The following is a 24,221-nucleotide window of genomic DNA, read 5'->3' as shown; positions in this document are numbered from 1 at the left end:
TATTCCATATTCCATTAAAAAGCATATCTTTGCGCAAAGATGAAGCATATACGTAATTTTTGCATTATTGCACATATTGACCACGGCAAGAGCACTTTGGCCGATAGGTTATTAGAATATACAGCGACAATTTCGCAGCGTGAAGCGCAGGCGCAATTGCTCGACAACATGGATTTGGAGCGTGAGAGAGGCATTACGATTAAAAGTCATGCCATACAAATGAACTACAAAGTTGGTGATATTGAATACAATTTTAACTTAATTGATACACCAGGACACGTAGATTTTTCTTATGAAGTTTCGCGTTCAATTGCAGCTTGCGAGGGTGCATTGCTAATTGTTGATGCATCGCAAGGAATTCAGGCTCAAACGATTTCGAATCTATATTTAGCTTTAGAGCACGACCTTGAAATTATACCGATTTTAAATAAAATGGATTTACCTGGGGCAATGCCTGAGGAAGTGAAAGATCAGATTATTGATTTAATTGGTTGTAAGCGTGAAGATATTATTCCTGCATCGGGTAAAACTGGGATGGGTATTCCTGATATTATTCAGGCTATTGTAGACCGCGTTCCTGCACCAGTTGGTGATCCTGAAGCGCCTTTGCAAGCCTTAATTTTCGACTCAGTTTTTAACTCTTTTAGAGGTATTATTGCTTACTATAAAGTGGTTAACGGCGAAATTAAAAAAGGTGATAAAGTAAAATTTATTAATACAGGAAAAGAATATCTGGCTGATGAAGTTGGTATTTTGAAACTGGATATGTCGCCACGTAATGTGGTTAAAACTGGAGATGTTGGTTACATTATTTCTGGGATTAAAGAAGCCAGAGAAGTAAAAGTAGGTGATACGATTACAACTACTGCAAGACCATCGTTAGATTCGATTCAGGGTTTTGAAGAGGTTAAACCAATGGTTTTTGCTGGGATTTATCCAGTTGATACTGATGAGTTTGAAGAACTTCGCGAAGCCATGCACAAGTTGCAGTTAAATGATGCATCTATTGTTTTCGAACCTGAAAGTTCTGCTGCATTAGGCTTTGGTTTCCGATGCGGATTCTTGGGCATGTTGCACATGGAAATTATCCAGGAACGTTTGGAGCGTGAATTCGATATGACGGTAATTACTACCGTTCCCAACGTATCTTACATTGCTCATACAACCAAGGGAGATGAAATTTTTGTAAATAATCCATCTGATTTGCCAGACCCAAGTAAATTGGATTCGGTTGAAGAACCTTATATTAAGGCTAACATTATTACCAAAGCTGATTTTGTTGGGCCTGTAATGTCACTTTGTATTCAGAAAAGAGGAACGATTGTAAACCAATCATACTTAACATCTGATCGCGTTGAGTTGGTTTTCGAAATGCCAATGGGCGAAATTGTATTCGATTTTTACGATAAATTGAAAACCATTTCTAAGGGTTATGCATCATTCGATTATCACCAGGTTGGTTACCGCAAATCGGATTTGGTTCGTTTAGATATGCTAATTAATGATGAACCTGTTGATGCTTTATCTTCATTAATCCACCGCAGTAATGCTTACGATTTCGGAAAGAAAATTTGCGAGAAATTAAGAGAGTTAATCCCTCGTCAGCAATTCGAGATTAAAATACAAGCATCAATTGGCGCTAAAGTTATCGCCCGCGAAACGCTTAGTGCATTACGTAAAGATGTAACCGCTAAATGTTATGGTGGCGATATTTCTCGTAAACGTAAGTTATTAGAGAAACAGAAAAAAGGTAAAAAGCGAATGCGCCAGGTTGGAAACGTAGAAATTCCACAATCGGCGTTTATGGCTGTTTTGAAATTAGATTAGATATAGAATCAAGATACAAGTATCAAGTAGCAAGATAAATTGCTCTTCTTGATACTTGATACTTACTACTCGATACTTTAAAAATGAAATTATTAGACGGTAAATACGTATCAGAAAAAGTTAAAGTTCAAATTGCAGAAGAAGCAGCTGATTTTTTGAGTACAACTGGCAGAAAACCACATTTAGTAGCTATTTTGGTTGGCAATGATGGTGGTAGCGAAACTTACGTTGCCAGTAAAATGAAAAATTGTGAAAAGGTGGGTTTTAAATCTTCGCTTCACAGGTATGATAATTCGGTTACTGAGGCTGAGCTATTGGCTAAAATTGAAGAAATTAACCAGGATGATGATGTTGATGGATTGATTGTTCAATTACCTTTACCAAAGCATATCGATCCCGAAAAAGTTACCGAAACGATAGATTATCGTAAAGATGTAGATGGCTTCCACCCTGTAAACCTCGGTAGAATGATGCGCAACTTACCTTGCTTTATTCCTGCTACACCATACGGTATTTTATTGATGCTGCAAGAATATAATATAGATACGACTGGAATGCATTGTGTTGTAGTTGGTAGAAGTAATATTGTGGGTAGCCCGATGAGTATTTTAATGGCTCGTAATGCAAATCCTGGCAACTGTACGGTAACACTTACACATTCTCGCACAAAAGACTTAAAAGAACAAATTCTTCAGGCAGATATTGTTATTGCAGCAATTGGTAAAAAGAATTTTGTAACTGCTAATATGGTTAAACCTGGTGCAATTATTATTGATGTAGGTATTAATCGTGAAACATCTACTGAAACTAAATCTGGTTTTAAACTTTATGGCGATGTAGACTTTGATAATGTAGCCCCAATTTCCTCATACATCACTCCTGTTCCAGGCGGTGTTGGCCTAATGACAATTGTTGGCTTACTTAAAAATACGTTGGCGTCAGCAAGAAAAGAAATTTACAAGTAAGAAGAAAGATAAAAGCTTAAATACTAAAGATAGAAACCAGCTTAATAATGTAAAAGCAACTCAATCAGGGTTGCTTTTTTGTTAGGAATCAGAATCTGATTAGTATTTATCGTTTAAATACTACGTCATTACACTAAAATCAATATGCAAATATCAGTGTTATTTCATCTTTCGATTAAATTTTAAATACAGAACGGTTACACCATATTTTTTTAGGATATTTGCATCCTCAAAAATGAAGCAAGACATACCAGAAGACGGCACTTTACTTCCTTTAATGGAAGAATTCTATACCATACAAGGCGAAGGGTTTAACACAGGCAAAGCAGCTTATTTTATTCGCTTAGGCGGATGCGATGTAGGTTGCCACTGGTGCGACGTAAAAGAAAGCTGGGATGCAGAAATGCACCCTTTAACACCTGCAGATGTAATTGTAGAGAATGCTGATAAATTTCCTGGCAAGGCCGTGGTTATTACTGGTGGAGAACCATTAATTTATAACCTCGATTATTTAACTAATAAGCTTAAAGAAAGAGGAATTCTTACCTTTATCGAAACCTCGGGTGCTTATCCCCTTTCTGGAAACTGGGACTGGATTTGTTTATCACCTAAAAAATTCAAAGCACCTCGCCCAGATATTACGCCGTTTGCGCATGAGCTAAAAGTGATTGTTTTTAATAAAAGCGATTTCAAATGGGCCGAAGAATATGCCGCAATGGTATCACCAACCTGCAAATTATATTTACAGCCAGAATGGTCAAAATCAAAGGAAATTACGCCGATGATTATTGAATACGTAATGGCTAATCCGAAATGGGAAATTTCTTTACAAACGCATAAATTTTTAAATATTCCTTAAAAACAATACATTAGCTTAATAACCAATGTATTTTATGAGGTTTTGTTTATTCATTTTATTTAGCCTACTAAGTTTTGAATTGCTTGCGCAAAATTCAAGTAATAAAAAAGCTCAAAATTTCTTCGAAAGAGCAAATCCATTTATTGAAAAACAAGATTATCTATCTGCTGAGCAGGTTTTGAAGAGCGCTATTGAAGCCGACCCATCTTTTCAAAATGCATTTATAACTCTAGCAGGTGTTTACAATGCCCAAAAGAAATATGCTGAAGCAAAATCTGCATATCAAAAAGCAATTCTAATTAACAAAAATATTGCTCCAGCTGTAATTTATGGATTAGCAGAAACCGAATTTGCTACTCAAGAATATGATAAGGCTAAACAACATTTTGAAGAATTTCTTGCACTCGATTCGTCTTCAGATCGAGCTAAAAAAGCAAAAAAATATCTTTTAGATTGCGATTTTGCCGCCTTTGCTATTAAAAAACCCGTAAAATATAGTCCAACCAACCTTGGTCAAGGTGTGAATACTACCGATTCAGAATATTTTCCAGCACTTACTGCTGATGGAGAAACGTTGATTTTTACTCGTCAGGTTAATGGAAATGAAGATTTTTGGACTTCGCAGTTTAAAAATAACACTTGGAATTCGGCTACGCCTCTATCAACAAAAATTAACACGACAAAATATAACGAGGGCGCCCAAACGATTTCTCCAGATGGAAAATATCTGTTTTTTACAGGGTGTAATCGCCCAGATGGATTAGGTAGATGTGATATTTATGTTTCTCATCGCGAGGGTAAAGATTGGGGTGAGCCGTACAATGTAGGTAAGCCTGTTAATTCTGAATATTGGGAATCGCAACCAGCTATTAGTCCTGATGGTAGAACTTTGTATTTTATTAGCAATCGCCCTGGTGGTTCTGGAGGTTACGATATTTGGAAAAGCACAATAACAAATGATGCAAAATGGGGTTCAGCAATAAATCTTGGTCCCGAAATTAATACACCATACGACGAGAATACTCCATTTCTACATGCCGATGGGAAAACGCTATATTTTTCATCCGATGGTTGGCCAGGATTTGGAAATAAAGATATTTATTACAGCCGAATGGATGATAATGACAAGTTTCAAAAACCAATAAATTTAGGTTACCCAATAAATTCATTTGAAAATGAAAGTGGTTTAATTGTGAGTGCCGATGGAAATCTGGGAATGTTTTCTTCCAACCTAAAAGATGGTTTTGGCGGACAGGATATTTACAGTTTTGGAATTCCTGAGATCGCCAAGCCGTTAAAAATTTCTTACGTAAAGGGAATTGTAAGAGATAAGGATAGTAAGAAAACGATTGAAAGCAATGTTCAGGTTATCGATTTAAAATCGGACAAAACTGTTTTTGATGACTATACAGACCCCGAAACTGGTCAGTTTTTAGCAGTAATGCCAATTGGAGGTAATTATTTATTTAACGTAAATGCCGAAGGTTACATGTTTTATTCAGAAAATTTTGAGTTAAAACAAGGCAATATTAATAAACCTTATCAAATTGAAGTTTATATAGAGCGAATAAAACAAGGTGGAAATGTTACTCTAAGAAATATTTTTTTCGATACGAATAAGTACAACTTATTGCCTGCATCAATAAGAGAACTTGATTTACTAATAGATTTCTTACACCAAAATCAAACGGTCAATATTGAAATTCAAGGTCATACCGATAATGTTGGTGATGATAAATTAAATGAAAAGTTATCGTTCAATAGAGCAAATGCTGTGTATGAATACCTGGTTAAAAATGAAGTTGATGCAAAAAGACTTACTTTTAAAGGATTTGGAGCGAGCAAACCCATTGCAGATAATAAAACTGAAATTGGTAGAAAAAATAACCGCCGAACTTCATTCGTGATTACAAAAATTTAATATATGAATTTGCTTTTAATGAAAAGTAAGCCTGAACTTTTTTATTTTGTTTTTGCTCGTATTCAAAAAGATTATGCAAATAATTTCAGGATTCTTTTTCAAATAGAAATCAAAATAAATTTATCGTGGTTTGGGATGGAAATTATAAAATCTAAAACTTCTTCCCTTTCATAACCCTAATTTCAGAACCTTCTGCTAGCATAACCGAATTTGGCTTAGTATTACTTAGAAATGCAAACTCTCTTCCATAATTGATTCCAAAATCAACATCAATTGAATAATCTTTAATTGGATATGCCTCCCAACGAGGGTGTTCAACTCCATATTCAGAAGTTCTAATCGCCCCAATTTTAGTATAACCCCAGTAATGTTCAGTAATAAATTCTTCTTCGCTACCAATTAAAATTTCTTGAGCTTTTGAAGATGTAGTTACCGAAAATTTATTCCATTTTTTATTGCTCTTCCAAAGATAATCAACTTCCAACTGGTGCTCCTGCTCTATCCAAACATGTTTCATTGGTAACGTTTGATAGTTTTCTTTGTAAATGGTATTTGCAACAAAAGTTATAGCAGGTAAAGGAACAATTTCCTTTATAAAGACAACTCCTCGTTTCCATTCTTCACCATCTTTATATCGAACGTAAAATCTTAGGTTAACCTCTTCAAAATTGGTATGAAATGGAATATTAAGGCCACGTAATTTTACATCAATAAACATAAAACCCACAAGGCTCACATAGTATTTACCTTGCCAATCATCCAATTCAGTATTTGGTGGAAGATATTTTAAAAGAATTTCCCGATCAACCGCATATTGGGCCAAAGCAAGTTTTCGCCATTCGGCTGTGAGAAATACTTTTGAAGTTATCAAGGTTATAAAATTGCTTGTCTGATACGGATTAACTTTGTTAATGTTTCTTCAAGCAAATCCAGGTGCAACATATTAGCACCATCCGATTTTGCATTTGCAGGGTCAGGGTGAGTTTCGATAAACAAACCATCGGCGCCGACCGCAATTGCAGCCTTCGCAATAGTAGAAATCAATTCGGGTTTACCGCCCGTTACACCACTGCTTTGATTTGGTTGCTGCAAGGAGTGAGTACAATCCATTACAACAGGCACACCAAAACTTTGCATTTCTGGCAAACCGCGATAATCAACTATTAAATCCTGGTAGCCGAAAGTATTTCCTCTATCAGTAAGAATTACTTTATCATTTCCTGCCTCTTTAATTTTTTCGACAGCAAATTTCATTGAACCTGCAGATAAAAACTGACCTTTTTTAACATTAACAACCTTACCTGTTTCAGCAGCAGCAATTAATAAATCGGTTTGGCGACAAAGGAAAGCAGGAATTTGCAAAACATCTACATAAGCAGCTGCCATTGCTGCTTCATCACTTTCATGAATATCGGTTACTGTTGGTACACCAAATTCTCTACCAATTCTTTCTAAAATCCGTAAGGCTTTTTCATCACCAATTCCTGTAAAAGAACTGCCTTTACTTCTATTCGCTTTGCGATAAGAACCTTTAAAAATATATGGAATTTGAAGTTTATCAGTTATCGAAATAATTTTTTCTGCAATTCGCATGGCGATATCCTCGCCCTCAATTGCACATGGACCAGCCATTAAAAAGAAATTTCCCGATTCGGTATTTTTTATATTATCTAGATAGTTAAGCATGTAATGTGGATTTTGTGAAATGGATGATGGTAAATGGAATCAATGATATATGTTTTACTATATATTCAATCTTACATTTACCATCTTACATCAATGCCTAGTTTCCTAGTTCTGACATAAATTTAATTCTCATTAATTGAATTTCTTCTCTTGTGTAGTCAGTTTCTCCAAGCTCATTAAGTGCTTCATCAATAGAATCACTTTCGGCGGCACGGAAATAATCAAAAACTTCGTCTTGTCGATCATCATCAATTACTTCATCTATAAAATAATTTAGATTAAGCTTCGTTCCTGAATTAACAATCGATTCAACTTCTTTCAAAATCTCTTCGTAAGTAATACCTTTTGAATCTGCAATATCTTCTAAACCAATTTGTCTATCAATATTTTGAATGATGGACACTTTCATTTGAGATTTATTTGCCTGTGTTTTAATTATTAAATCTATTGGACGCTCTATGTCATTATCTTCAACATATTTTTTAATTAGTTCGATAAATGAAGATCCAAATTTCATTGCTTTACCCGATCCTACTCCAGAGATTTGTTTCAATTCTTCTGAAGTAATTGGATAATGCGTACACATTTCTTCTAAAGATGGATCTTGAAAAACCACAAAAGGTGGAACATTTTTTTGCTTGGCAATTTTCTTACGTAAATCTTTTAGCAATTGCAACAAATGCGTATCTAATGCACCAGTACCTTGTTTTACGTCATCATCATCATCTTCAACATCAGTTTCAATAGGTTCGTTCAAAATAAATTTCAAACTATAAGGATTAACGATAAAATCTCTTCCTTGCTTGGTTAATTTTAATAAACCATAATTATCAATATCCTTGAAAAGATAATTGTTTAAAACAGCCTGACGAATAATTGATTTCCACATCAACCCTCCATCTTGCTTACCAATTCCAAATTCGGGCACTTTACTATGTTCGTAGGCAATAGTCTGAGCTGTCTCTAATCCTAAAAAAACGTTCAATAAATGGGCATCATCAAACTTTTCTCCCGATTTTTCGATAAATTTTAAAACTGTTGACAGATGTTCTTCGGCATCGAATTGTTTTTTAGGTTTTTTGCAATTATCGCACATGCAATTGCAACCTGTTTCATTAAAGTTTTCGCCAAAATAATGCAGAATTTGCTTCCGACGGCAAACGCCAGATTCAGCGTAATCAATTACTTCTTTTAATATTTGAGTGCCAATTTCGCGTTCCGAAACGGGCTTATCTTTCATAAATTTAGCAAGCTTATCTACATCTTTTTGAGCATAAAAAGTAATACAAACACCTTCACCTCCATCACGGCCAGCTCTACCAGTTTCCTGATAATAACCTTCCATACTTTTAGGTACATCGTGGTGAATTACAAAGCGAACATCTGGTTTATCGATACCCATACCAAAAGCAATTGTAGCCACAATTACTTCAGCATCTTCCATTAAAAATTTATCCTGTGTTTCTGCTCTAACTTTAGGTTCCAAACCTGCATGATAAGGCAAGGCGCTAATTCCATTTAAGTTTAGTGCTTCGGCAACTTCCTCTACTTTCTTACGGCTTAAACAATAAATAATGCCCGATTTACCAGGATTGGATTTAATGTATTTGATGATCTCCTTGGTAATGTCCCTTTTTGGGCGGATTTCATAAAACAAATTCGGTCTGTTAAATGATGACTTAAATAAAGTAGCCTCAGACATGCCAAGGTTTTTCATTATATCTTGCTGTACTTTTGGCGTTGCTGTAGCCGTTAAAGCAATAATTGGGATGTTATCCCCTAAGCCAGCAATAACTTGCTTAATTTTGCGATATTCAGGCCTGAAATCATGCCCCCATTCTGAAATACAATGTGCCTCATCAACCGCAACAAAAGATATTTTAATCAAATTTAAAAATTCGATATTATCTTGCTTTGCCAAAGATTCTGGTGCCACATAAAGTAACTTGGTATGCCCAGCAAGTAAATCGGATTTAACTTGGGTAATTTCAGATTTGTTTAGGGATGAATTAAGAAAATGAGCGATACTATCATTTCCACCAAAAGCCCGTAATTGGTCTACTTGGTTTTTCATTAAAGCAATTAACGGAGAAATCACAATTGCTGTTCCTTCACTCATTAAAGCAGGTAATTGATAGCAAATAGACTTTCCTCCGCCCGTTGGCATAATAACAAAAGTGTTATTGCCTTCTAAAATATTTGTAATGATCGACTCCTGATCACCTTTGAAATTATCAAACCCGAAGAAATTTTGTAGGTTATCAAATAACGACTTTTTCACGTCCATTTTGTGTAATAAAATATGCGATGCTATTTTTCTATCCAAAATAACATAATTTTACAAGAAATTCAAGTATCAACCAACAATTTTTTTCTCTTTGAAAAGTAAAAAATCAATTATCCAATCAGCTGTAAGCACTTTAGAGCTTGAAGCAGCAGCAATATTAAATGTTGCGAAGAATATAAATGACGATTTCGAAAAAGTGGTATCAACCATTTTACAATGCAATGGTCGCGTAATTGTTACTGGCATTGGCAAAAGTGCAATTATAGCACAAAAAATTGTTGCAACTTTTAACTCTACAGGAACACCTGCAATTTTTATGCATGCTGCAGATGCCATTCATGGCGATTTAGGTATGATACAAATAAATGATGTGATTATATGCTTATCGAAAAGTGGTAACACACCAGAAATTAAAGTACTTATACCATTACTTAAAATTGCTGGTAATGTATTGATTGGAATGGTTGGTGAAACGAATTCATTTTTAGCACAGCAATCTAATTTAATGTTGGATACATCAGTAGAAAAAGAAGCTTGTCCGCATAACCTTGCTCCTACAACCAGTACAACAGCACAACTGGCTATGGGCGATGCCTTGGCTATTTGTTTGCTTGAGTGCAGAGAATTTAATGAGCGTGACTTTGCAAAATATCATCCTGGTGGTTCACTTGGTAAAAAGCTTTATTTAAAAGCAGGAGATTTAGCACTTGCTAATGAAAAACCATCAATTAAATTATCAGCATCTGTTAAAGAGGTACTGATTGAAATAAGTAAAAACCGTTTGGGTGCTGTTGCTGTTGTTGACAATAAGAATGAAATTTTAGGTGTAATAACAGATGGTGACATTAGGCGAATGTTGGAAAATAATACCGATATTGCACATTTAAAAGCTGAAAATATTATGGGAAAAAATCCTAAAAGTATTCAGCATGATGCGCTTGCTGTTGATGCTCTTGATATTATTAAAAAGAATAATATTACTCAACTTTTAGTTCTCAAACAAAATACATATTTTGGAATCATTCACTTACACGACCTGTTAAATGAAGGTATCGTGTAGTTTTAAATTATAAAATGAATAAAGATTTTTATGCTTTAATTATGGCTGGTGGCGTCGGAAGTCGTTTTTGGCCAGTTAGTCGTACAGAACATCCCAAGCAGTTTATTGATTTTTTCGGAGTAGGAAAAACATTAATACAAAGTACTTACGAACGATTCTTACGAATCTGCCCTCCTGAAAATATTTTTATTGTTACAAATGAAATCTATTCCGATCTCATTAAAGAACAAATCCCCGATATAACGGATAATCAGATACTAGCAGAGCCTTTATTAAGAAATACAGCACCTTGTATTGCTTATGGTTGTTTAAAAATCTCAGAACTGAATCCAAATGCTGCAATTGTTGTTGCGCCCTCAGATCATACTATTGCAGATTTAGATGGCTTTGTTACTGCTATTGAGCAATCTTTAATGGCAGCATCGAGTAACGACTGTCTAATTACATTAGGCATTAAGCCAAATCGCCCTGATACGGGTTATGGCTATATACAGCACACTGATCACGTTCTTAATACAGATCAGGAGTTTCATAAGGTTAAAACCTTTACCGAGAAGCCAAATCTAGAATTAGCTAAATCTTTTATTCAAAGTGGCGATTTCTTATGGAATGCAGGTATATTCATCTGGTCGGCAAAGGCAATTCTTAAATCGTTCCAGAAGCATTTGCCAGATATGTTCGAAATTTTTAGTTCAGGAAAAAATGAATTAAATACAAATAGGGAAAAAGCTTTCATAGGTAATGCTTATTTGCAATGCACAAATATTTCTATCGACTTCGGAATAATGGAGAAAGCCGAAAACGTGTATATACTTCCAGCAGATTTTGGTTGGTCTGACTTAGGTACGTGGGCATCGATATACGAAATGGCAGATAAAGATTATGTTGGCAATGCCGTAATACCGTCAGAGCAGGTTGTAATGTTCGATTCATCTAACTGTATGGTTAATGTACCGAAAGATAAACTTGTTATTTTAAATGGTTTACACGATTTTATTGTAGTAGAGAACAACAATATGTTAATGATTTGTCCTCGTGATGAAGAACAGAAAGTTAAAGAATTTGTAGCAGAAGTGAAATCAAGATTTGGAACTAAATTTATTTAGTTTTTACTACTTCTTGTTAATTATAAGTCCTGATTATTCCAAAATTTTATAAAAATGGAATAATCAGGACTTTTATTTTACTGATGATTATAAAGTTCTTTGTCTTACTGCTTCATACAAAATAACACCTGCTGAAACCGAAACATTAAGAGATTCTATTTTGCCAGCCATTGGGATTTTAGCTAAATGATCTGCAACGCGTAATAATTCGTTAGAAATACCTTCATCTTCTGAACCCATTACAATTGCAGTTGGCATTGTATAATCAGGAGCATAAATTAAGTCGTTCGTTTTTTCTGTACAGGCTACAATTTGTAATCCACTATCTTGAAGAAATAAACAAGTTTTATTCAAATTCGAATGTCTGCAAATCGGAATACTAAATAAGGCTCCAGCAGAAGTTTTAATTGCATCGGCATTAATTTGAGCAGCATTCTTTAGCGGAACTACGATTGCATGAACCCCTACGCAAGCAGCTGTACGAGCGATTGCCCCCATGTTTCTAACATCAGTAACACTATCTAAAATTAAAATTAATGGCACCTCTCCTTTTTCGAAAATAGCAGGAACAATATCTTCAATGTTTTGATAAGTAATTGGCGAAATCACAGCAATAACGCCTTGATGATTCTTTTGAGACATTCTATTTAATTTCTCAACCGGAACTGAATTTAAAGGGATTAAAGTTCCTGATAATAAAGCTTTTAATTCTAAAAATAAATCGCCACCCAAACCTCTTTGCACATAAATGGTTTCGATATCTCTTCCTGCCTTGATAGCTTCGATTACTGCTCTGATGCCAAAAACAAATTCGTTATTCTCTTTTACGCGTTGCGGTCTTCTAAAATTATCCATGTTTAAAAATTGTTACGCAAAAGTAATTGTTTTGACGGGAAATTTGTTGCAATTAGGAAATTGATTACTCTTAGAGCGGAGAATAGGAAATTCACTGATCTTTAATTGGAAAAAAGGAAATTGATTAATCATTTAAATAAGAAAAAGAAATATTTCCACCTGCCTATCCTATCTATCCATTTCCAATTACCCTATTCTCCATTCCCATCTATTCCAATTACCCTATTCCCCATTCCCACTTAAGCTTCCTTATCAACATTTAATTGTTTAAAAATTTTTCATTTTCACTAAATCATCAAAAATTTAAATCTGATTAGATGTCAATTTGTTAACAAACAACTAAGAACTTGTTCAAACAAAGCGGGTAAAATTTAACTACTTTTGTTGTATGAGTTTCGAAAACGAACAGGGCGGAAAAGGCAATATCACAGCAAGAAAAGCAAGGTTAACCAATACAGTAAGTTCAATGGGCAAATTACCGCCGCAAGCATTAGACTTGGAAGAAGCGGTTTTAGGTGCATTAATGCTTGAAAAAGATGCTTTATCTGCTGTAATTGATATTTTAAAACCTGAAATTTTTTACCAGGAAGCGCATCAAAAGATCTTTGCAGCAATTCATATGCTGTTCGAAAAATCGAAACCTGTAGATATTTTAACAGTTACTTCTGAAATGCGCCAACAAGGTACTTTAGAAATGGCTGGCGGTGCTTACTACATTACAAATTTAACTAATCGTGTTGCTTCTGCGGCAAATATCGAGTTCCACGCTCGAATTATTTCTCAAAAATATATTCAACGAGAGCTGATTAGAATTTCGACAGATATTATTACCAATGCTTACGAAGACACTACAGATATTTTTGATTTATTAGACCATGCAGAAAAAGGCTTGTTCGATATCGCCCAAAACAATTTACGTAGAGATACGCAAAAAATGGATGATATTATTAAACAATCTTTAGCTACGCTAGAAGAATTAAGAACCAAAACTGATGGCTTAACGGGTGTTCCGACAGGATTTACTGGCTTAGATAGAATTACTGGTGGCTGGCAAAAACAAGATTTGGTAATTATTGCTGCTCGTCCTGCAATGGGAAAAACAGCTTTCGTTTTAACCTGCGCGAGAAATGCCGCTGTTGATTTCGCAAAACCTACTGTAGTTTTCTCATTAGAAATGTCATCCGTTCAGTTGGTAAATCGTTTAATATCTGGCGAAGCCGAAATTGAACAAGAGAAAATCAGAAAAGGAAATTTACAGGAATGGGAATGGCAACAGATGCACAGCAAAATAGGCCGTTTAACTGAAGCTCCACTTCTAATTGATGATACCCCTGCTTTGAATATCTTTGAGTTTAGAGCAAAATGCAGAAGATTAAAATCACAATACGACATTCAATTGGTAATTGTCGATTATTTGCAGTTAATGCATGGTAAAGGCGAAGGAAAAGGTGGTGGTAACCGCGAGCAAGAAATTGGTAGTATTTCACGGGCCTTAAAATCTGTAGCGAAAGAACTCGACGTACCTGTTTTAGCACTATCTCAATTAAGTCGTGCTGTTGAGAGCAGACCTGGTTTACAAGGTAAAAGACCAATGTTATCCGATTTACGTGAGTCGGGTTCGATTGAGCAGGATGCAGATATGGTATTATTCCTTTATCGTCCTGAATATTATGGAATTACCGAAGATGAACAAGGAAGATCTCAGGCTGGTATTGGGGAAGTAATTATTGCTAAACACCGTAACGGTGAAACGGGTATTGTGCCACTTAGATTCATTGGTAAGTTTGTTAAATTTACCGATTTGGAAGAAGATTTTACAGCACCTACTTCTTTTGCAGCAGCAGATCCATCAGCAGGAATGTATCCTTCACAAGATTTTGAGAAGCAAAGTAATGTAATTATTCGTCCTTCAAAAATGGATGATTATAGCGACGACGATCCACCGTTTTAAATTATACAAAACAATATTTGATAAGGGAAGCATATGTGTTTCCCTTTTTTGATCAATAATCCTAAAAAATATAGCCAATCAATATTCCAAACAACACAATAACTGGCGGACTAATCTTCGTGTAATTCAACAACAGAAATGTTGCCAGCATTATTCCAAGAAAAAGCCAGTTAAAACCTATCGGGATAATTAACAGAACAAAAGCTGCAATAATAAAACCAACACTTACAGCATTAATACCTGATAAACTGTGCCGAATTCTAGATATTTTTTTCAAATCATCCCAAAAAGGAACAATAAAAAGAACCAAAATTAAACCTGGTAAATTTATACCTATTACTCCAATTACACCACCAAGTATTTGTCCCCATACTCCGTAACCAAAGTTTTTCATACTTAATGCACCGAGATAACTGGTAAATGAGAACGTTGGGCCTGGTAAAGCTTGTTGCAATGCAAAGCCAGATAAAAAGCCAGAGGCTTGTAAGTAATGTTTCATTTCTACAAATTCGGTGTACATTAAGGGCACTAAAACCTGTCCACCGCCAAAAACTAAAATTCCGTTACGGTAAAAATTTTCTAATAAACGAATAGGCAAACTAAAAGGAGAAGTTCTGTTAATAATTGCGCCGATCAATGCAAACAATAACAAAGCACCTAAAAAGTAAATTAGTTTTTTCTGGTTTATATTCGAAAATAAGTTGATTCTTAAATCGCTTTCTTCTTTTGGCGTTTCAATAGCCGAAGAAATCATACCACCGATTAAAATTGCAAGAGGGAAAACATAAGCATTTTTTAAAACTAGAGTTGCCACAATTGCCGCTACCGAGAGAAAAATAGATACCTGAGAAGTTAACACCTTTTTACCCAGTTTAAAAGCCCCGTAAGCTACTATACCTAATGCAATGGGCTGAATATATTCCAGAATATCTACAAATTTCTGCTTCTGATCCAACATTGCATAACTTATCGCCGCGAAAGTCATTATTGCCGCTGTTGGTAAAATCCAGATTAAAAATGTAAAAATTGCCAATCGTAACTTACCAACCTTCCAGGCAATTCCAACCAAAGTTTGTGTTGATGCTGGTCCAGGTAAAACTTGGGCTAAGGCATTTAATTCTAATAATTCTTCTTCAGAAATAAATTTAGTGTTGTGAACAAAATATTTCAAAAGCAACGCCAAATGCGCTTGCGCCCCTCCAAAAGAAGTGAACGTAAAAAAAACTACATTTCTTAAAAACAGCCATTGCTTTTTAGCTGAGATAGGTTTTACCTGCATTTATAATTCAAACTAAAAGTCTTTTAATAATAAGGTTTAGTCGTCTTCATAATCTAATCCCGCGGCCGTGTTGTAGGCGCCTTGTAATTCAGAGAAAGCATGCATATCTCTTTTATTTCGGGCAACAGCCATCCCCTTTTGATAGATTTCGATTGCTTTCTCTTTCTGATCGTCCTTTTCTAATAATTTCCCTAAATGATAATAAGTACCAACATAATCAGGGTGTTTATCAGTTAACTGAAGGTAAAAAGAATAGGCTTTTTCTTTATTATTTTGAGCGTTATACTCTGTGGCTAAGGCATATAGTATAAATGGATCGTTAGGATCACTTTCTAAAAACTCTAATAACTTACTTAAACGGGTAGTTGACATTTTAATTCCTTGCTTTTTTAATTAAATTTGCAGAAAGACCTTATATATAAAACGTAATTATATGAAAATATTAGTTTGTATCAGTAACGTGCCCGACACGACGACAAAAATAACTTTTACCAACGATAATACCGAATTCAATACTGCTGGTGTACAATATATCGTAAACCCTTATGATGAAATTGCTTTATCTCGTGCTATTGAGTTAACTGAAGGTGGAAAAGGTACAGTAACTGTAATTAATGTTGGCGAAGCAGCTAACGACCCAACAATAAGAAAAGCTCTTGCAATTGGTGCCGATGATGCTATAAGAGTAAATGCGGCTCCTCGTGATGCTTATTTTGTATCAAAACAAATTGCAGAATATGCAAAAGATAAAGATTTTGATATTATTTTAACTGGTCGCGAATCAATTGATTATAATGGTAACCAGGTTGCAGCTATGATTGGCGAATTTTTAGATATTCCATCCATTTCAATTATTAAAAAACTAGATACTGATGGAAATTCTGCAACGGTAGAAAGAGAAATAGAAGGCGGTAAAGAAGTGGTAACGGTTTCAGGTAAGTTTGTAGCAAGCTGTGCTGAAGGTGTTGCTGAACCAAAAATACCTAATATGCGTGGCATTATGTCGGCAAGGACAAAACCTTTAAACGTTGTTGAAGCTGTTTCTATAGAAGAAGTTACTAAAGTTGCTAAGTATGAAACACCTGCTCCTCGCGGCGCTGTTAAATTAATTCCTGCCGATGGAGCAGAGCAATTAATTGGTTTATTACATAGTGAAGCTAAAGTTATCTAACTATTTGTTTCATAAACACAAATAACTAAATTTTACACAAATCCATTTAAGGATACAGAAATAAATATATGTCAATATTAGTATATGTAGAACAAGCTGAAGGCAAATTTAAAAAATCGGTTTTCGAAGCCGTTTCTTATGCCAAAGCAATTGCCGATCAACAATCAACCAATTTAACCGCTATTTCTATTGGCAATGTTGCCGAAGGCGAACTAAAAGAATTAGGTAAATACGGCGCATCAAAAATTTTAAATGTAAGTGCCGATCAATTAAAAACCTTTGTTAATCAAGCTTACGCAAGTGTTATTGCTGCTGCTGCTGAAAAAGAATCGGCTAATATAGTAGTACTTTCAAACTCTTTTTCTGGTAAAGGTTTGGCACCACGTGTTGCTGTTAAACTTAAAGCAGGTTTAGCAGATGGTGCTGTAGAATTACCAAAAATTGATGGTGGCAAATTTGAAATTAAGAAAACTGCATTTTCTGGTAAAGCATTTGCAATTACAGAGTTAACATCAGCTAATAAAATTATTGCTTTAAATCCAAATGCTTTTGGTGTTAAAGAAAATCCAAGCGACGCTGTTATCGAAAATTTTGCAGCTGATATTAAACAATCAGATCTTGGAACCGTTATAAAAGATATCGTTCGTGCAACGGATAAAGTTTCTTTACCTGATGCAGAATTGGTTGTTTCAGCTGGTAGAGGTTTAAAAGGCCCTGAAAACTGGGGAATGATTGAAGAATTAGCAGGTTTGCTTGGAGCGGCTACCGCTTGCTCAAAACCTGTAAGTGATGCAGATTGGAGACCACATTCTGAGCACGTTGGCCAAACTGGTATTGCTATTAGCCCGAACTTATATATTGCTATTGGTATTTCTGGCGCAATTCAGCATTTAGCTGGTGTTAGTTCTTCAAAAGTAATCGTAGTAATTAATAAAGATCCAGAAGCACCTTTCTTTAAAGTAGCTGATTATGGAATTGTTGGTGATGCATTTGAAGTTGTTCCAAAATTAATAGAAGCCTTAAAAGCACATAAAGGATAGTTTTTGTCAGCATGGGATTGTCGAACATTTGAAAATATTCGAAAAGCTCAACACGACATAATAGAATATGAAAAAAGTTAAATTAGATATCGTAGGCTTATCCTATAGCCAAACTCAATCTGGAGCGTATGCTTTGGTTTTAGGTGAAGTAAACGGACGTAGGCGTTTGCCAATTATTATTGGCGCTTTCGAAGCTCAGGCAATTGCCATTGAGATTGAGAAAATGACGCCGAGTAGGCCACTAACACATGATTTATTTAAATCAATGGCCGAAACTTTTCATATTAATGTTCAGGAAATTGTTATTTACAATTTAGTAGATGGTGTTTTTTATGCAAAATTGATTTGCAACGATGGAAAAAATACTCATGAAATTGATGCAAGAACCTCTGATGCTATAGCATTAGCTGTTAGATTTAATGCGATGATCTATACTTACGAGTTTATTTTAGCTTCGGCTGGAATTGTAATTGAAGGAAATGATTTCTTGTTTCTTGAAAACATGGACAGTATTGCGAAAGAACCTGATGCCGACACCATTCCTATTTCTACAAAGCAGGAAGGATTTGGAGATTTAACCTTAGAAGAATTACAGCAAAAACTTCAGGAAGCAATTGCCGAAGAAGCGTATGAAAAGGCGGCAAGATTAAGAGATGAGCTTAATAAAAGAGGAACATCTTAAAAACTTAGAGTAAAAATCTTTTAAAATCACCAAATCATTGTGTTTTTAACACAAAATATTCTTAAGAAAAAGTGAAAAATTAATAGAACCCAAATTGTTTAAAATAATTTGGGTTCATTTTTGAATTATGTTTTAAAATAGTTCTATATTCAGCTTTTACTTTCAAAAATCAAACAAAACAATTATGATGAATGTTAAGTTTCGCTTAACTATAATGAGTTTCATGCAATTCTTTGTGTGGGCTGCTTGGTTAATTACCATAGCAAATTATTGGTTTGGAACCAAGCAATGGGATGGCGCCGATTTTGGAATCATTTTTTCTACAATGGGAATTGCATCTTTATTTATGCCAACTCTTACTGGTATTCTTGCCGATAAGTGGATTAATGCAGAAAGGCTTTATGCAATTTTACACATATTATATGCCGCAACTATGTTTTATTTGCCGCAGGTAGAAAATCCACATAGTTTCTTTTGGGTAATGCTTGTGGCAATGTGTTTTTATATGCCAACAATAGCACTTAGTAATTCGATCAGTTACACTACACTTAAAAATGGAAATTACGATGTAGTAAAAAGCTTTCCTCCAATTCGAGTATGGGGAACTGTTGGTTTTATTGTTGCCATGTGGATTACCAATTTAACAGGCAATAAAGCAAGTGCAAATCAATTCTATATCGCTGGTATTAGTGCCTTAGCCTTAGGATTTTATTCTTTTACTTTACCAGCATGTAAGCCCTCAAATTTAATTAGCGAGAAAACTTCATTTATACAAAAGCTTGGTTTAGAATCTTTTAAACTTTTTGCCGATTACAAAATGGCTCTGTTTTTCGTTTTCTCTATGTTTTTGGGAGCAGCTTTGCAATTAACCAATGCATATGGCGATGTTTTCCTGGATGAATTTAAGTTATTTCCAGTTTTTGCCGATTCATTTGTAATTAAGTATTCGACTATCATTTTATCCATATCACAAATTTCTGAAACCTTATTTATTCTAGCTATTCCTTTCTTTTTGAAAAAATTTGGAATAAAATGGGTTATCGTAATTGCAATGTTTGCGTGGGTATTAAGATTTGGACTATTTGCTTATGGCGATCCTTCATCAAATTTATGGATGATTATTGTATCGTGTATCGTTTATGGTATGGCTTTCGATTTCTTTAATATCTCAGGCTCATTATTTGTAGAAACCTCTACAACACCCAAAACCCGTTCTTCTGCTCAAGGCTTATTTATGATGATGACAAACGGATTCGGAGCTGTATTTGGTAGTTTAGTATCTGGTTTGATGATAAATAAATATTTCACAACCTATTATACTACAATTGATTCTTTGTCTAAATATGTGAAAAGTGAAGCCGATAACACGCATTTGCTAAAATTCTTACAAAATAAAGGAATCAGCGTATTAGAAAATGGAAATTTGAGCAGACCTTTAGATGTAAAGGATTGGCATAACATATGGCTTACTTTTACCATTTATGTTTTAGTAATAGCTGTTGTTTTTGTTATAGTTTTTAAACACAAGCATACAAAAGCCGAAGAAAAAGCTATAGAAGCAATCAGTCACTAATTTAATTTTCGAAATCTCCTATGTCAGCTGGTAAGTACAGGAAAGAGCATGATTGTTTAAACTGTGGTTCTCACGTAGAATCGCATTATTGCAGTAGTTGTGGTCAACCTAATTTAGAATTAAAAGAAAGTTTTTGGGGCTTTATAAGCCATAGTATAGCGCATTATTTTCACTTCGACAATAAGTTTTTTCAAACCCTTACCCCTCTATTATCTAAACCTGGAAAAGTTACACTTGATTATTTAGCTGGCAAAAGAGCCAGATATATTAATCCAGTTAGTATGTACATTTTTGTTTCAATTGTTTACTTCCTAGTTGCCTACTCTCCAGAGCATTCGAGCAAAAAAAACAAAGAGCATTTACCTACGAAAACTGCATCAGAGAAAGTGGCAGTTTTGGATAGTGTAAAAAAAGAACTTGCTGGTGCTGGAGTGGTGAACCAAAAAGCTGATGAAATTTTAGATAATGTTAAAGCTGATTTTAAGAAAGAATTAGATATCGAACAATTTAAAGAACTCGGTTTTAAGGAACAAACTTTAGTTTTAACTGATCTTAAAACTCGTCGTAAAACAAATAAATCAGATTCTTTGAAGAAAATAATTTCAAAATTCTCTTCAATACACAATGATAGAAATGATAGTACTTATAGTGCGTATTTAAACAGGCAAAAGCAGTTGCCACTTTTAGAACAAGACAATTGGTTTAAGCGAATGGTAACTAAGCGTTCCATCACTATTGGTGAGAAATCGGAAGTTATAACGGAAACATTAGAACACAACAGACCTAAACAATACTTTTTATTGATGCCACTTTTAGCATTATTTATTATGTTGAACTTTCGTAAAAATCATATTTATTATCTTAACCATCTTATTTTTACCATTCATGGCATGACGGCCTATTTCATAGTGCAAATTTTTACACAGCCATTAATAAAATATGTTCTAGGTGGAACTGGATTTTTTCAATCGATAATAAGTTTTGCAGTAGTTGTTTGGATTGTATGGTATTTCTATAATGCTTTAAAAGTATTTTATCAAAGAAAACGTGGAGCCACTATTTGGAAAATGATATGGATATTTTTTCTTTACTACGTAGCATTAAGTTTAACCGAAATGGTTATGCTAAATGTAATATATTATGTTGCTACTTAATAGAAGGTTAAAATTTATTCATAAAAAAATCCCAAGTTTTAAAAACTTGGGATTTTTTTTTATATCTATCGAATTTTATTTTCTGTCTTTTAATGCAACGAAAGCTCTATCAGTTTCGCCAACATAAACCTGACGTGGACGACCAATAGGTTCTTTATTTTCGTGCATTTCTTTCCATTGAGCAATCCATCCTGGTAAGCGGCCTAAGGCAAATAATACCGTAAACATTTCTGATGGGAAACCTAAAGCACGATAAATTATACCCGAATAAAAATCTACGTTTGGATATAATTTTCTATCGATAAAATATTGATCGGTTAAAGCAGCTTCTTCTAATTTCTTCGCAATTTCTAAAATCGGATCATCAATACCTAAATTCTCTAAAATATCATCGCATGCCTTTTTAATGATTTTAGCACGAGGATCGAAGTTTTTGTAAACTCTGTGTCCGAATCCCATCATACGAAAAGAATCATTTTTATCTTTTGCTTTAGCGATCCATTTTTCAGTATCACCACCGTCTGCTTTAATCAATTCAAGCATATCAATCACAGCCTGGTTTGCACCACCGTGTAACGGACCCCAAAGTGCTGCGATTCCAGCTGCAATAGAAGCATATAAATTACAATCAGAAGAACCAACAATACGAACTGTTGAAGCTGAACAATTTTGCTCGTGGTCTGCATGTAGAATAAGTAATTTATTCATTGCATTTACCACAATTGGGTTCACATCATAATCTTCAGTACGTTGACCAAAAGTCATCCAAAGGAAATTAGTTACATAATCGTATTTATTTTTTGGATAAATAAGTGGATGCCCTAAAGATTTTTTATAAATGAATGAAACTATTGTAGGCAACTTAGCTAAAAGCTTTATAATAGTTAAATCCTGTTCTTCAGCAGTTTGGTTTGGCTTTAAACACTCAGGATAAAATGTAGAAAGAGAGAAGATCAACGAACCTAACTGACCCATTGGATGAGATTTTGAAGGATATCCATCAAAGAATTTCTTCATGTCTTCATGAATCAGCGTATGCTTGCTAATTTCAGACTGAAAGCCATCTAACTGTTCTTGTGTTGGAAGTTCTCCATAAACAATAAGATATGAAACCTCTAAAAAGCTCGATTTCTCGGCAAGCTCTTCAATAGAATAACCTCTGTATTTTAAAATACCTTTCTCACCATCTAAAAAAGTGATTTTACTTTTAGTTGATCCTGTATTTTTAAAACCAGTATCTAATGTTATAAAACCGCTTAAATCTCTTAATTTAGAAATATCAATCGCCTTTTCGTCTTCAGTTCCTGTAATTACGGGTAATTCTATCGTCTTACCATCAACTTTAATCTCTGCAATATCTGACATATTATTGTATTGTGTTTATAGCTTTCTAATTTATATAAAATTAATATACATGCATAGCAAATCTGTTAAATTAATATGAAATATTAGTCAGTATGACGTAACAATCATGATTAAAAAAGTCAGATTTATTTATTTATTTTCCTTTAATTTCCTCTACTACCCGACCGCATTCTAACATTTCGTCGCCATAATAAGGGTTTTTAATTTCTTTTTCTGTTGATAACCAATCTCCTCCATCGCCTTTATTTGCCATTGGGCAGTGCTGCACATATATTATTCCTTTTTCAACTTCTCCCGATTTGATAAAAGCGATTAAATCCATACTTAAAGTAGTGAAATTTTTTCGTTGAAAAACAATGTTATTGGTTTCTGATATTTTTTTTGCGATACTAGCCGTGCTTTCACAACCCTCGTAAAGCGCTAAGCTTTTTTCTAGTTTCTCAGCTGCTTTTTGAGCTTCTGATGAGTCTGATTTGACCAAAGCATTTTTTAAATCCTCGTATCGATTAAAAATATCCAACTTCTTGGCATCCTTTATAATAACTTGTGATTTAGACAAGGTATCTGCTTGAATCGAATCTTTTGTTTCAGCAGTTTTTTTCTCTGATTGATTGCAGGCCATTAAAACTGATAATATTGCGATTCCGAGTATCCTTTTCATTGTATTTGGTTTTGGGCTCAAATTAGCAATTAAAATATTAAATAAATAAAAAAAGCCCCCGAAAATTTCGGAGGCTTCAATTATATGATGTTTTAATTATAATTTAAAATTATATCCTAAACGTAAAGCAAACTGGCCAGTCCTCATAAAATATAAATCAGACGAACTATTGTTTACATAGCCTTCGTATTTAGCCCCAACTTCTAAACCATTATTCCATTCGTAACCAAGGCCACCTGTGTAAATAAAATTCATAGTAGCACCATCTTTCAGAGCTAATCCCGTTCCAAGGCCACCAGTTAAAAACATTCTATCTACCACAAAAGCTTTAACACCACCCATTAAAGGGATAAATTCGAAATTTAACGGACTGCCTTTCCATTTAAGTTTTGTGTAACCACCAGATGCTGTAATAGCAACATTTTTGGTTAAATCGTATTGAAGTCTCAAATCTGCACCGTAACCATAATCCATTTCAGATTTATCTGAAAAAAAGCCTGCCTGTGCACCTACTCCAACCTTAAACGCCATCCCATTATCCGTTGTCATGGTAGTTGTAGAAGTTTGAGCCTTTAAATTTGTTGTCGTTAATATTGCTAATGCCGAAGCGACTGCAAAAATTTTAGTAATTGTTTTCATACTGAATGTATTTAAGTTATTTATTAAGGTTTTGGTATATATACGACATCCAGCAATAAACAGATTTTATAAAATTATTTTTTTTGAAATTTCTGAAAAATAAAAAAGCCCCCGAATTTCGGAGGCTTTCTATTATTGGT

General features: G+C 34.4%; 21 protein-coding genes. 12 read left to right on the top strand and 9 right to left on the bottom strand.

Annotated elements, in window-relative coordinates; translation table 11 throughout:
* Positions 1–39: 39 nt before the first annotated feature.
* The 4 genes from lepA (at position 40) to ACZZZI_RS16860 (ending at position 5,572) form a co-directional block, all read left to right on the top strand.
* Positions 40–1,827: a translation elongation factor 4 gene (gene lepA, locus ACZZZI_RS16875; RefSeq protein WP_316760356.1), complete on the top strand. Its 1,788-nt coding sequence runs from the start codon at positions 40–42 to the stop codon at positions 1,825–1,827.
* 83 nt (positions 1,828–1,910) lie between these two features.
* Entirely contained in the window at positions 1,911–2,792 is an 882-nt protein-coding gene (locus ACZZZI_RS16870; RefSeq protein ID WP_463490142.1) for a bifunctional 5,10-methylenetetrahydrofolate dehydrogenase/5,10-methenyltetrahydrofolate cyclohydrolase, read from the top strand.
* 235 nt (positions 2,793–3,027) lie between these two features.
* Positions 3,028–3,651 carry a 7-carboxy-7-deazaguanine synthase QueE gene (locus tag ACZZZI_RS16865; RefSeq protein ID WP_123206066.1) on the top strand — a complete coding sequence of 208 codons (624 nt, stop codon included), beginning with the start codon at positions 3,028–3,030 and terminating at the stop codon, positions 3,649–3,651.
* A gap of 34 nt (positions 3,652–3,685) precedes the next feature.
* Positions 3,686–5,572 carry an OmpA family protein gene (locus ACZZZI_RS16860; protein ID WP_463490140.1) on the top strand — a complete coding sequence of 629 codons (1,887 nt, stop codon included), beginning with the start codon at positions 3,686–3,688 and terminating at the stop codon, positions 5,570–5,572.
* A 151-nt stretch (positions 5,573–5,723) separates the two neighbouring features.
* Here ACZZZI_RS16860 and ACZZZI_RS16855 read toward each other — a convergent pair whose 3' ends face one another.
* The 3 genes from ACZZZI_RS16855 to recQ all read right to left on the bottom strand — a co-directional run bounded on the left by ACZZZI_RS16855 (position 5,724) and on the right by recQ (position 9,545).
* Positions 5,724–6,443 (bottom strand): YqjF family protein, encoded by a 720-nt coding sequence (locus ACZZZI_RS16855; protein WP_424056372.1) that lies wholly within the window; start codon positions 6,441–6,443, stop codon positions 5,724–5,726.
* 2 nt (positions 6,444–6,445) lie between these two features.
* Complete coding sequence (kdsA, locus tag ACZZZI_RS16850) at positions 6,446–7,258, bottom strand: 3-deoxy-8-phosphooctulonate synthase (RefSeq protein WP_424056374.1); 813 nt, start codon at positions 7,256–7,258, stop codon at positions 6,446–6,448.
* 97 nt (positions 7,259–7,355) lie between these two features.
* Positions 7,356–9,545, bottom strand: coding sequence for a DNA helicase RecQ (gene recQ / locus ACZZZI_RS16845; protein ID WP_316760959.1), 2,190 nt, complete (start codon positions 9,543–9,545; stop codon positions 7,356–7,358).
* Positions 9,546–9,636: 91 nt separating this feature from the next.
* On the opposite strand from recQ, the gene ACZZZI_RS16840 reads away from it, so the two are divergent.
* On the top strand, positions 9,637–10,605 hold the full coding sequence (locus ACZZZI_RS16840) for a KpsF/GutQ family sugar-phosphate isomerase (RefSeq protein ID WP_316760371.1): 969 nt from the start codon (positions 9,637–9,639) through the stop codon (positions 10,603–10,605).
* A 14-nt stretch (positions 10,606–10,619) separates the two neighbouring features.
* Entirely contained in the window at positions 10,620–11,711 is a 1,092-nt protein-coding gene (locus tag ACZZZI_RS16835; RefSeq protein ID WP_316760374.1) for a mannose-1-phosphate guanylyltransferase, read from the top strand.
* Positions 11,712–11,798: 87 nt separating this feature from the next.
* Here the strand turns inward: ACZZZI_RS16835 and rlmB are convergent, their stop codons facing one another.
* Positions 11,799–12,566 (bottom strand): 23S rRNA (guanosine(2251)-2'-O)-methyltransferase RlmB, encoded by a 768-nt coding sequence (gene rlmB, locus ACZZZI_RS16830; protein ID WP_463490136.1) that lies wholly within the window; start codon positions 12,564–12,566, stop codon positions 11,799–11,801.
* Positions 12,567–12,954: 388 nt separating this feature from the next.
* Between rlmB and dnaB the strand changes: the two genes are divergently transcribed.
* The gene (dnaB, locus tag ACZZZI_RS16825; RefSeq protein ID WP_344768990.1) at positions 12,955–14,517 is read left to right on the top strand and encodes a replicative DNA helicase; all 1,563 of its coding nucleotides are present in this window, start codon (positions 12,955–12,957) and stop codon (positions 14,515–14,517) included.
* Positions 14,518–14,578: 61 nt separating this feature from the next.
* Here dnaB and chrA read toward each other — a convergent pair whose 3' ends face one another.
* The gene (gene chrA / locus ACZZZI_RS16820; protein WP_463490133.1) at positions 14,579–15,796 is read right to left on the bottom strand and encodes a chromate efflux transporter; all 1,218 of its coding nucleotides are present in this window, start codon (positions 15,794–15,796) and stop codon (positions 14,579–14,581) included.
* Positions 15,797–15,832: 36 nt separating this feature from the next.
* Positions 15,833–16,168 (bottom strand): tetratricopeptide repeat protein, encoded by a 336-nt coding sequence (locus ACZZZI_RS16815; RefSeq protein WP_463490131.1) that lies wholly within the window; start codon positions 16,166–16,168, stop codon positions 15,833–15,835.
* 61 nt (positions 16,169–16,229) lie between these two features.
* Between ACZZZI_RS16815 and ACZZZI_RS16810 the strand changes: the two genes are divergently transcribed.
* The 5 genes from ACZZZI_RS16810 (at position 16,230) to ACZZZI_RS16790 (ending at position 21,416) form a co-directional block, all read left to right on the top strand.
* Positions 16,230–16,967, top strand: coding sequence for an electron transfer flavoprotein subunit beta/FixA family protein (locus ACZZZI_RS16810; RefSeq protein WP_463490129.1), 738 nt, complete (start codon positions 16,230–16,232; stop codon positions 16,965–16,967).
* Between the two features lie 68 nt (positions 16,968–17,035).
* Positions 17,036–18,007: an electron transfer flavoprotein subunit alpha/FixB family protein gene (locus ACZZZI_RS16805; protein ID WP_463490127.1), complete on the top strand. Its 972-nt coding sequence runs from the start codon at positions 17,036–17,038 to the stop codon at positions 18,005–18,007.
* A 67-nt stretch (positions 18,008–18,074) separates the two neighbouring features.
* Complete coding sequence (locus ACZZZI_RS16800; protein ID WP_316760390.1) at positions 18,075–18,689, top strand: bifunctional nuclease family protein; 615 nt, start codon at positions 18,075–18,077, stop codon at positions 18,687–18,689.
* A gap of 184 nt (positions 18,690–18,873) precedes the next feature.
* Positions 18,874–20,262 carry a nucleoside permease gene (locus ACZZZI_RS16795; protein ID WP_410478663.1) on the top strand — a complete coding sequence of 463 codons (1,389 nt, stop codon included), beginning with the start codon at positions 18,874–18,876 and terminating at the stop codon, positions 20,260–20,262.
* 20 nt (positions 20,263–20,282) lie between these two features.
* Positions 20,283–21,416, top strand: coding sequence for a DUF3667 domain-containing protein (locus tag ACZZZI_RS16790; RefSeq protein WP_463490124.1), 1,134 nt, complete (start codon positions 20,283–20,285; stop codon positions 21,414–21,416).
* Positions 21,417–21,491: 75 nt separating this feature from the next.
* Here the strand turns inward: ACZZZI_RS16790 and ACZZZI_RS16785 are convergent, their stop codons facing one another.
* The 3 genes from ACZZZI_RS16785 to ACZZZI_RS16775 form a co-directional block, all read right to left on the bottom strand.
* Positions 21,492–22,781 carry a citrate synthase gene (locus tag ACZZZI_RS16785; RefSeq protein WP_316760396.1) on the bottom strand — a complete coding sequence of 430 codons (1,290 nt, stop codon included), beginning with the start codon at positions 22,779–22,781 and terminating at the stop codon, positions 21,492–21,494.
* A 133-nt stretch (positions 22,782–22,914) separates the two neighbouring features.
* Positions 22,915–23,442 (bottom strand): DUF3347 domain-containing protein, encoded by a 528-nt coding sequence (locus ACZZZI_RS16780; protein WP_316760399.1) that lies wholly within the window; start codon positions 23,440–23,442, stop codon positions 22,915–22,917.
* A 96-nt stretch (positions 23,443–23,538) separates the two neighbouring features.
* A complete protein-coding gene (locus ACZZZI_RS16775; protein ID WP_316760402.1) occupies positions 23,539–24,081 on the bottom strand; it encodes a hypothetical protein in 543 nt (180 codons plus the stop codon).
* Positions 24,082–24,221: the final 140 nt, after the last annotated feature.

The sequence above is a fragment of the Pedobacter sp. AC190 genome (genome assembly GCF_979258025.1).
The sequence above is the reverse complement of the archived record's forward strand: the minus strand, read 5'-3'. Positions and strand labels throughout refer to the sequence as shown.

Coding starts and splice junctions, on each gene's coding strand:
- lepA (WP_316760356.1), top strand. CDS start 40: ATGAAGCATATACGTAATTTTTGCATTATTGCACATATTGACCACGGC.
- recQ (WP_316760959.1), bottom strand. CDS start 9,545: ATGGACGTGAAAAAGTCGTTATTTGATAACCTACAAAATTTCTTCGGG.
- ACZZZI_RS16805 (WP_463490127.1), top strand. CDS start 17,036: ATGTCAATATTAGTATATGTAGAACAAGCTGAAGGCAAATTTAAAAAA.
- ACZZZI_RS16775 (WP_316760402.1), bottom strand. CDS start 24,081: ATGAAAACAATTACTAAAATTTTTGCAGTCGCTTCGGCATTAGCAATA.
- ACZZZI_RS16815 (WP_463490131.1), bottom strand. CDS start 16,168: ATGTCAACTACCCGTTTAAGTAAGTTATTAGAGTTTTTAGAAAGTGAT.
- ACZZZI_RS16870 (WP_463490142.1), top strand. CDS start 1,911: ATGAAATTATTAGACGGTAAATACGTATCAGAAAAAGTTAAAGTTCAA.
- kdsA (WP_424056374.1), bottom strand. CDS start 7,258: ATGCTTAACTATCTAGATAATATAAAAAATACCGAATCGGGAAATTTC.
- ACZZZI_RS16800 (WP_316760390.1), top strand. CDS start 18,075: ATGAAAAAAGTTAAATTAGATATCGTAGGCTTATCCTATAGCCAAACT.
- ACZZZI_RS16860 (WP_463490140.1), top strand. CDS start 3,686: ATGAGGTTTTGTTTATTCATTTTATTTAGCCTACTAAGTTTTGAATTG.
- ACZZZI_RS16835 (WP_316760374.1), top strand. CDS start 10,620: ATGAATAAAGATTTTTATGCTTTAATTATGGCTGGTGGCGTCGGAAGT.
- ACZZZI_RS16790 (WP_463490124.1), top strand. CDS start 20,283: ATGTCAGCTGGTAAGTACAGGAAAGAGCATGATTGTTTAAACTGTGGT.
- ACZZZI_RS16785 (WP_316760396.1), bottom strand. CDS start 22,781: ATGTCAGATATTGCAGAGATTAAAGTTGATGGTAAGACGATAGAATTA.
- rlmB (WP_463490136.1), bottom strand. CDS start 12,566: ATGGATAATTTTAGAAGACCGCAACGCGTAAAAGAGAATAACGAATTT.
- ACZZZI_RS16865 (WP_123206066.1), top strand. CDS start 3,028: ATGAAGCAAGACATACCAGAAGACGGCACTTTACTTCCTTTAATGGAA.
- ACZZZI_RS16810 (WP_463490129.1), top strand. CDS start 16,230: ATGAAAATATTAGTTTGTATCAGTAACGTGCCCGACACGACGACAAAA.
- ACZZZI_RS16795 (WP_410478663.1), top strand. CDS start 18,874: ATGATGAATGTTAAGTTTCGCTTAACTATAATGAGTTTCATGCAATTC.
- ACZZZI_RS16780 (WP_316760399.1), bottom strand. CDS start 23,442: ATGAAAAGGATACTCGGAATCGCAATATTATCAGTTTTAATGGCCTGC.
- dnaB (WP_344768990.1), top strand. CDS start 12,955: ATGAGTTTCGAAAACGAACAGGGCGGAAAAGGCAATATCACAGCAAGA.
- chrA (WP_463490133.1), bottom strand. CDS start 15,796: ATGCAGGTAAAACCTATCTCAGCTAAAAAGCAATGGCTGTTTTTAAGA.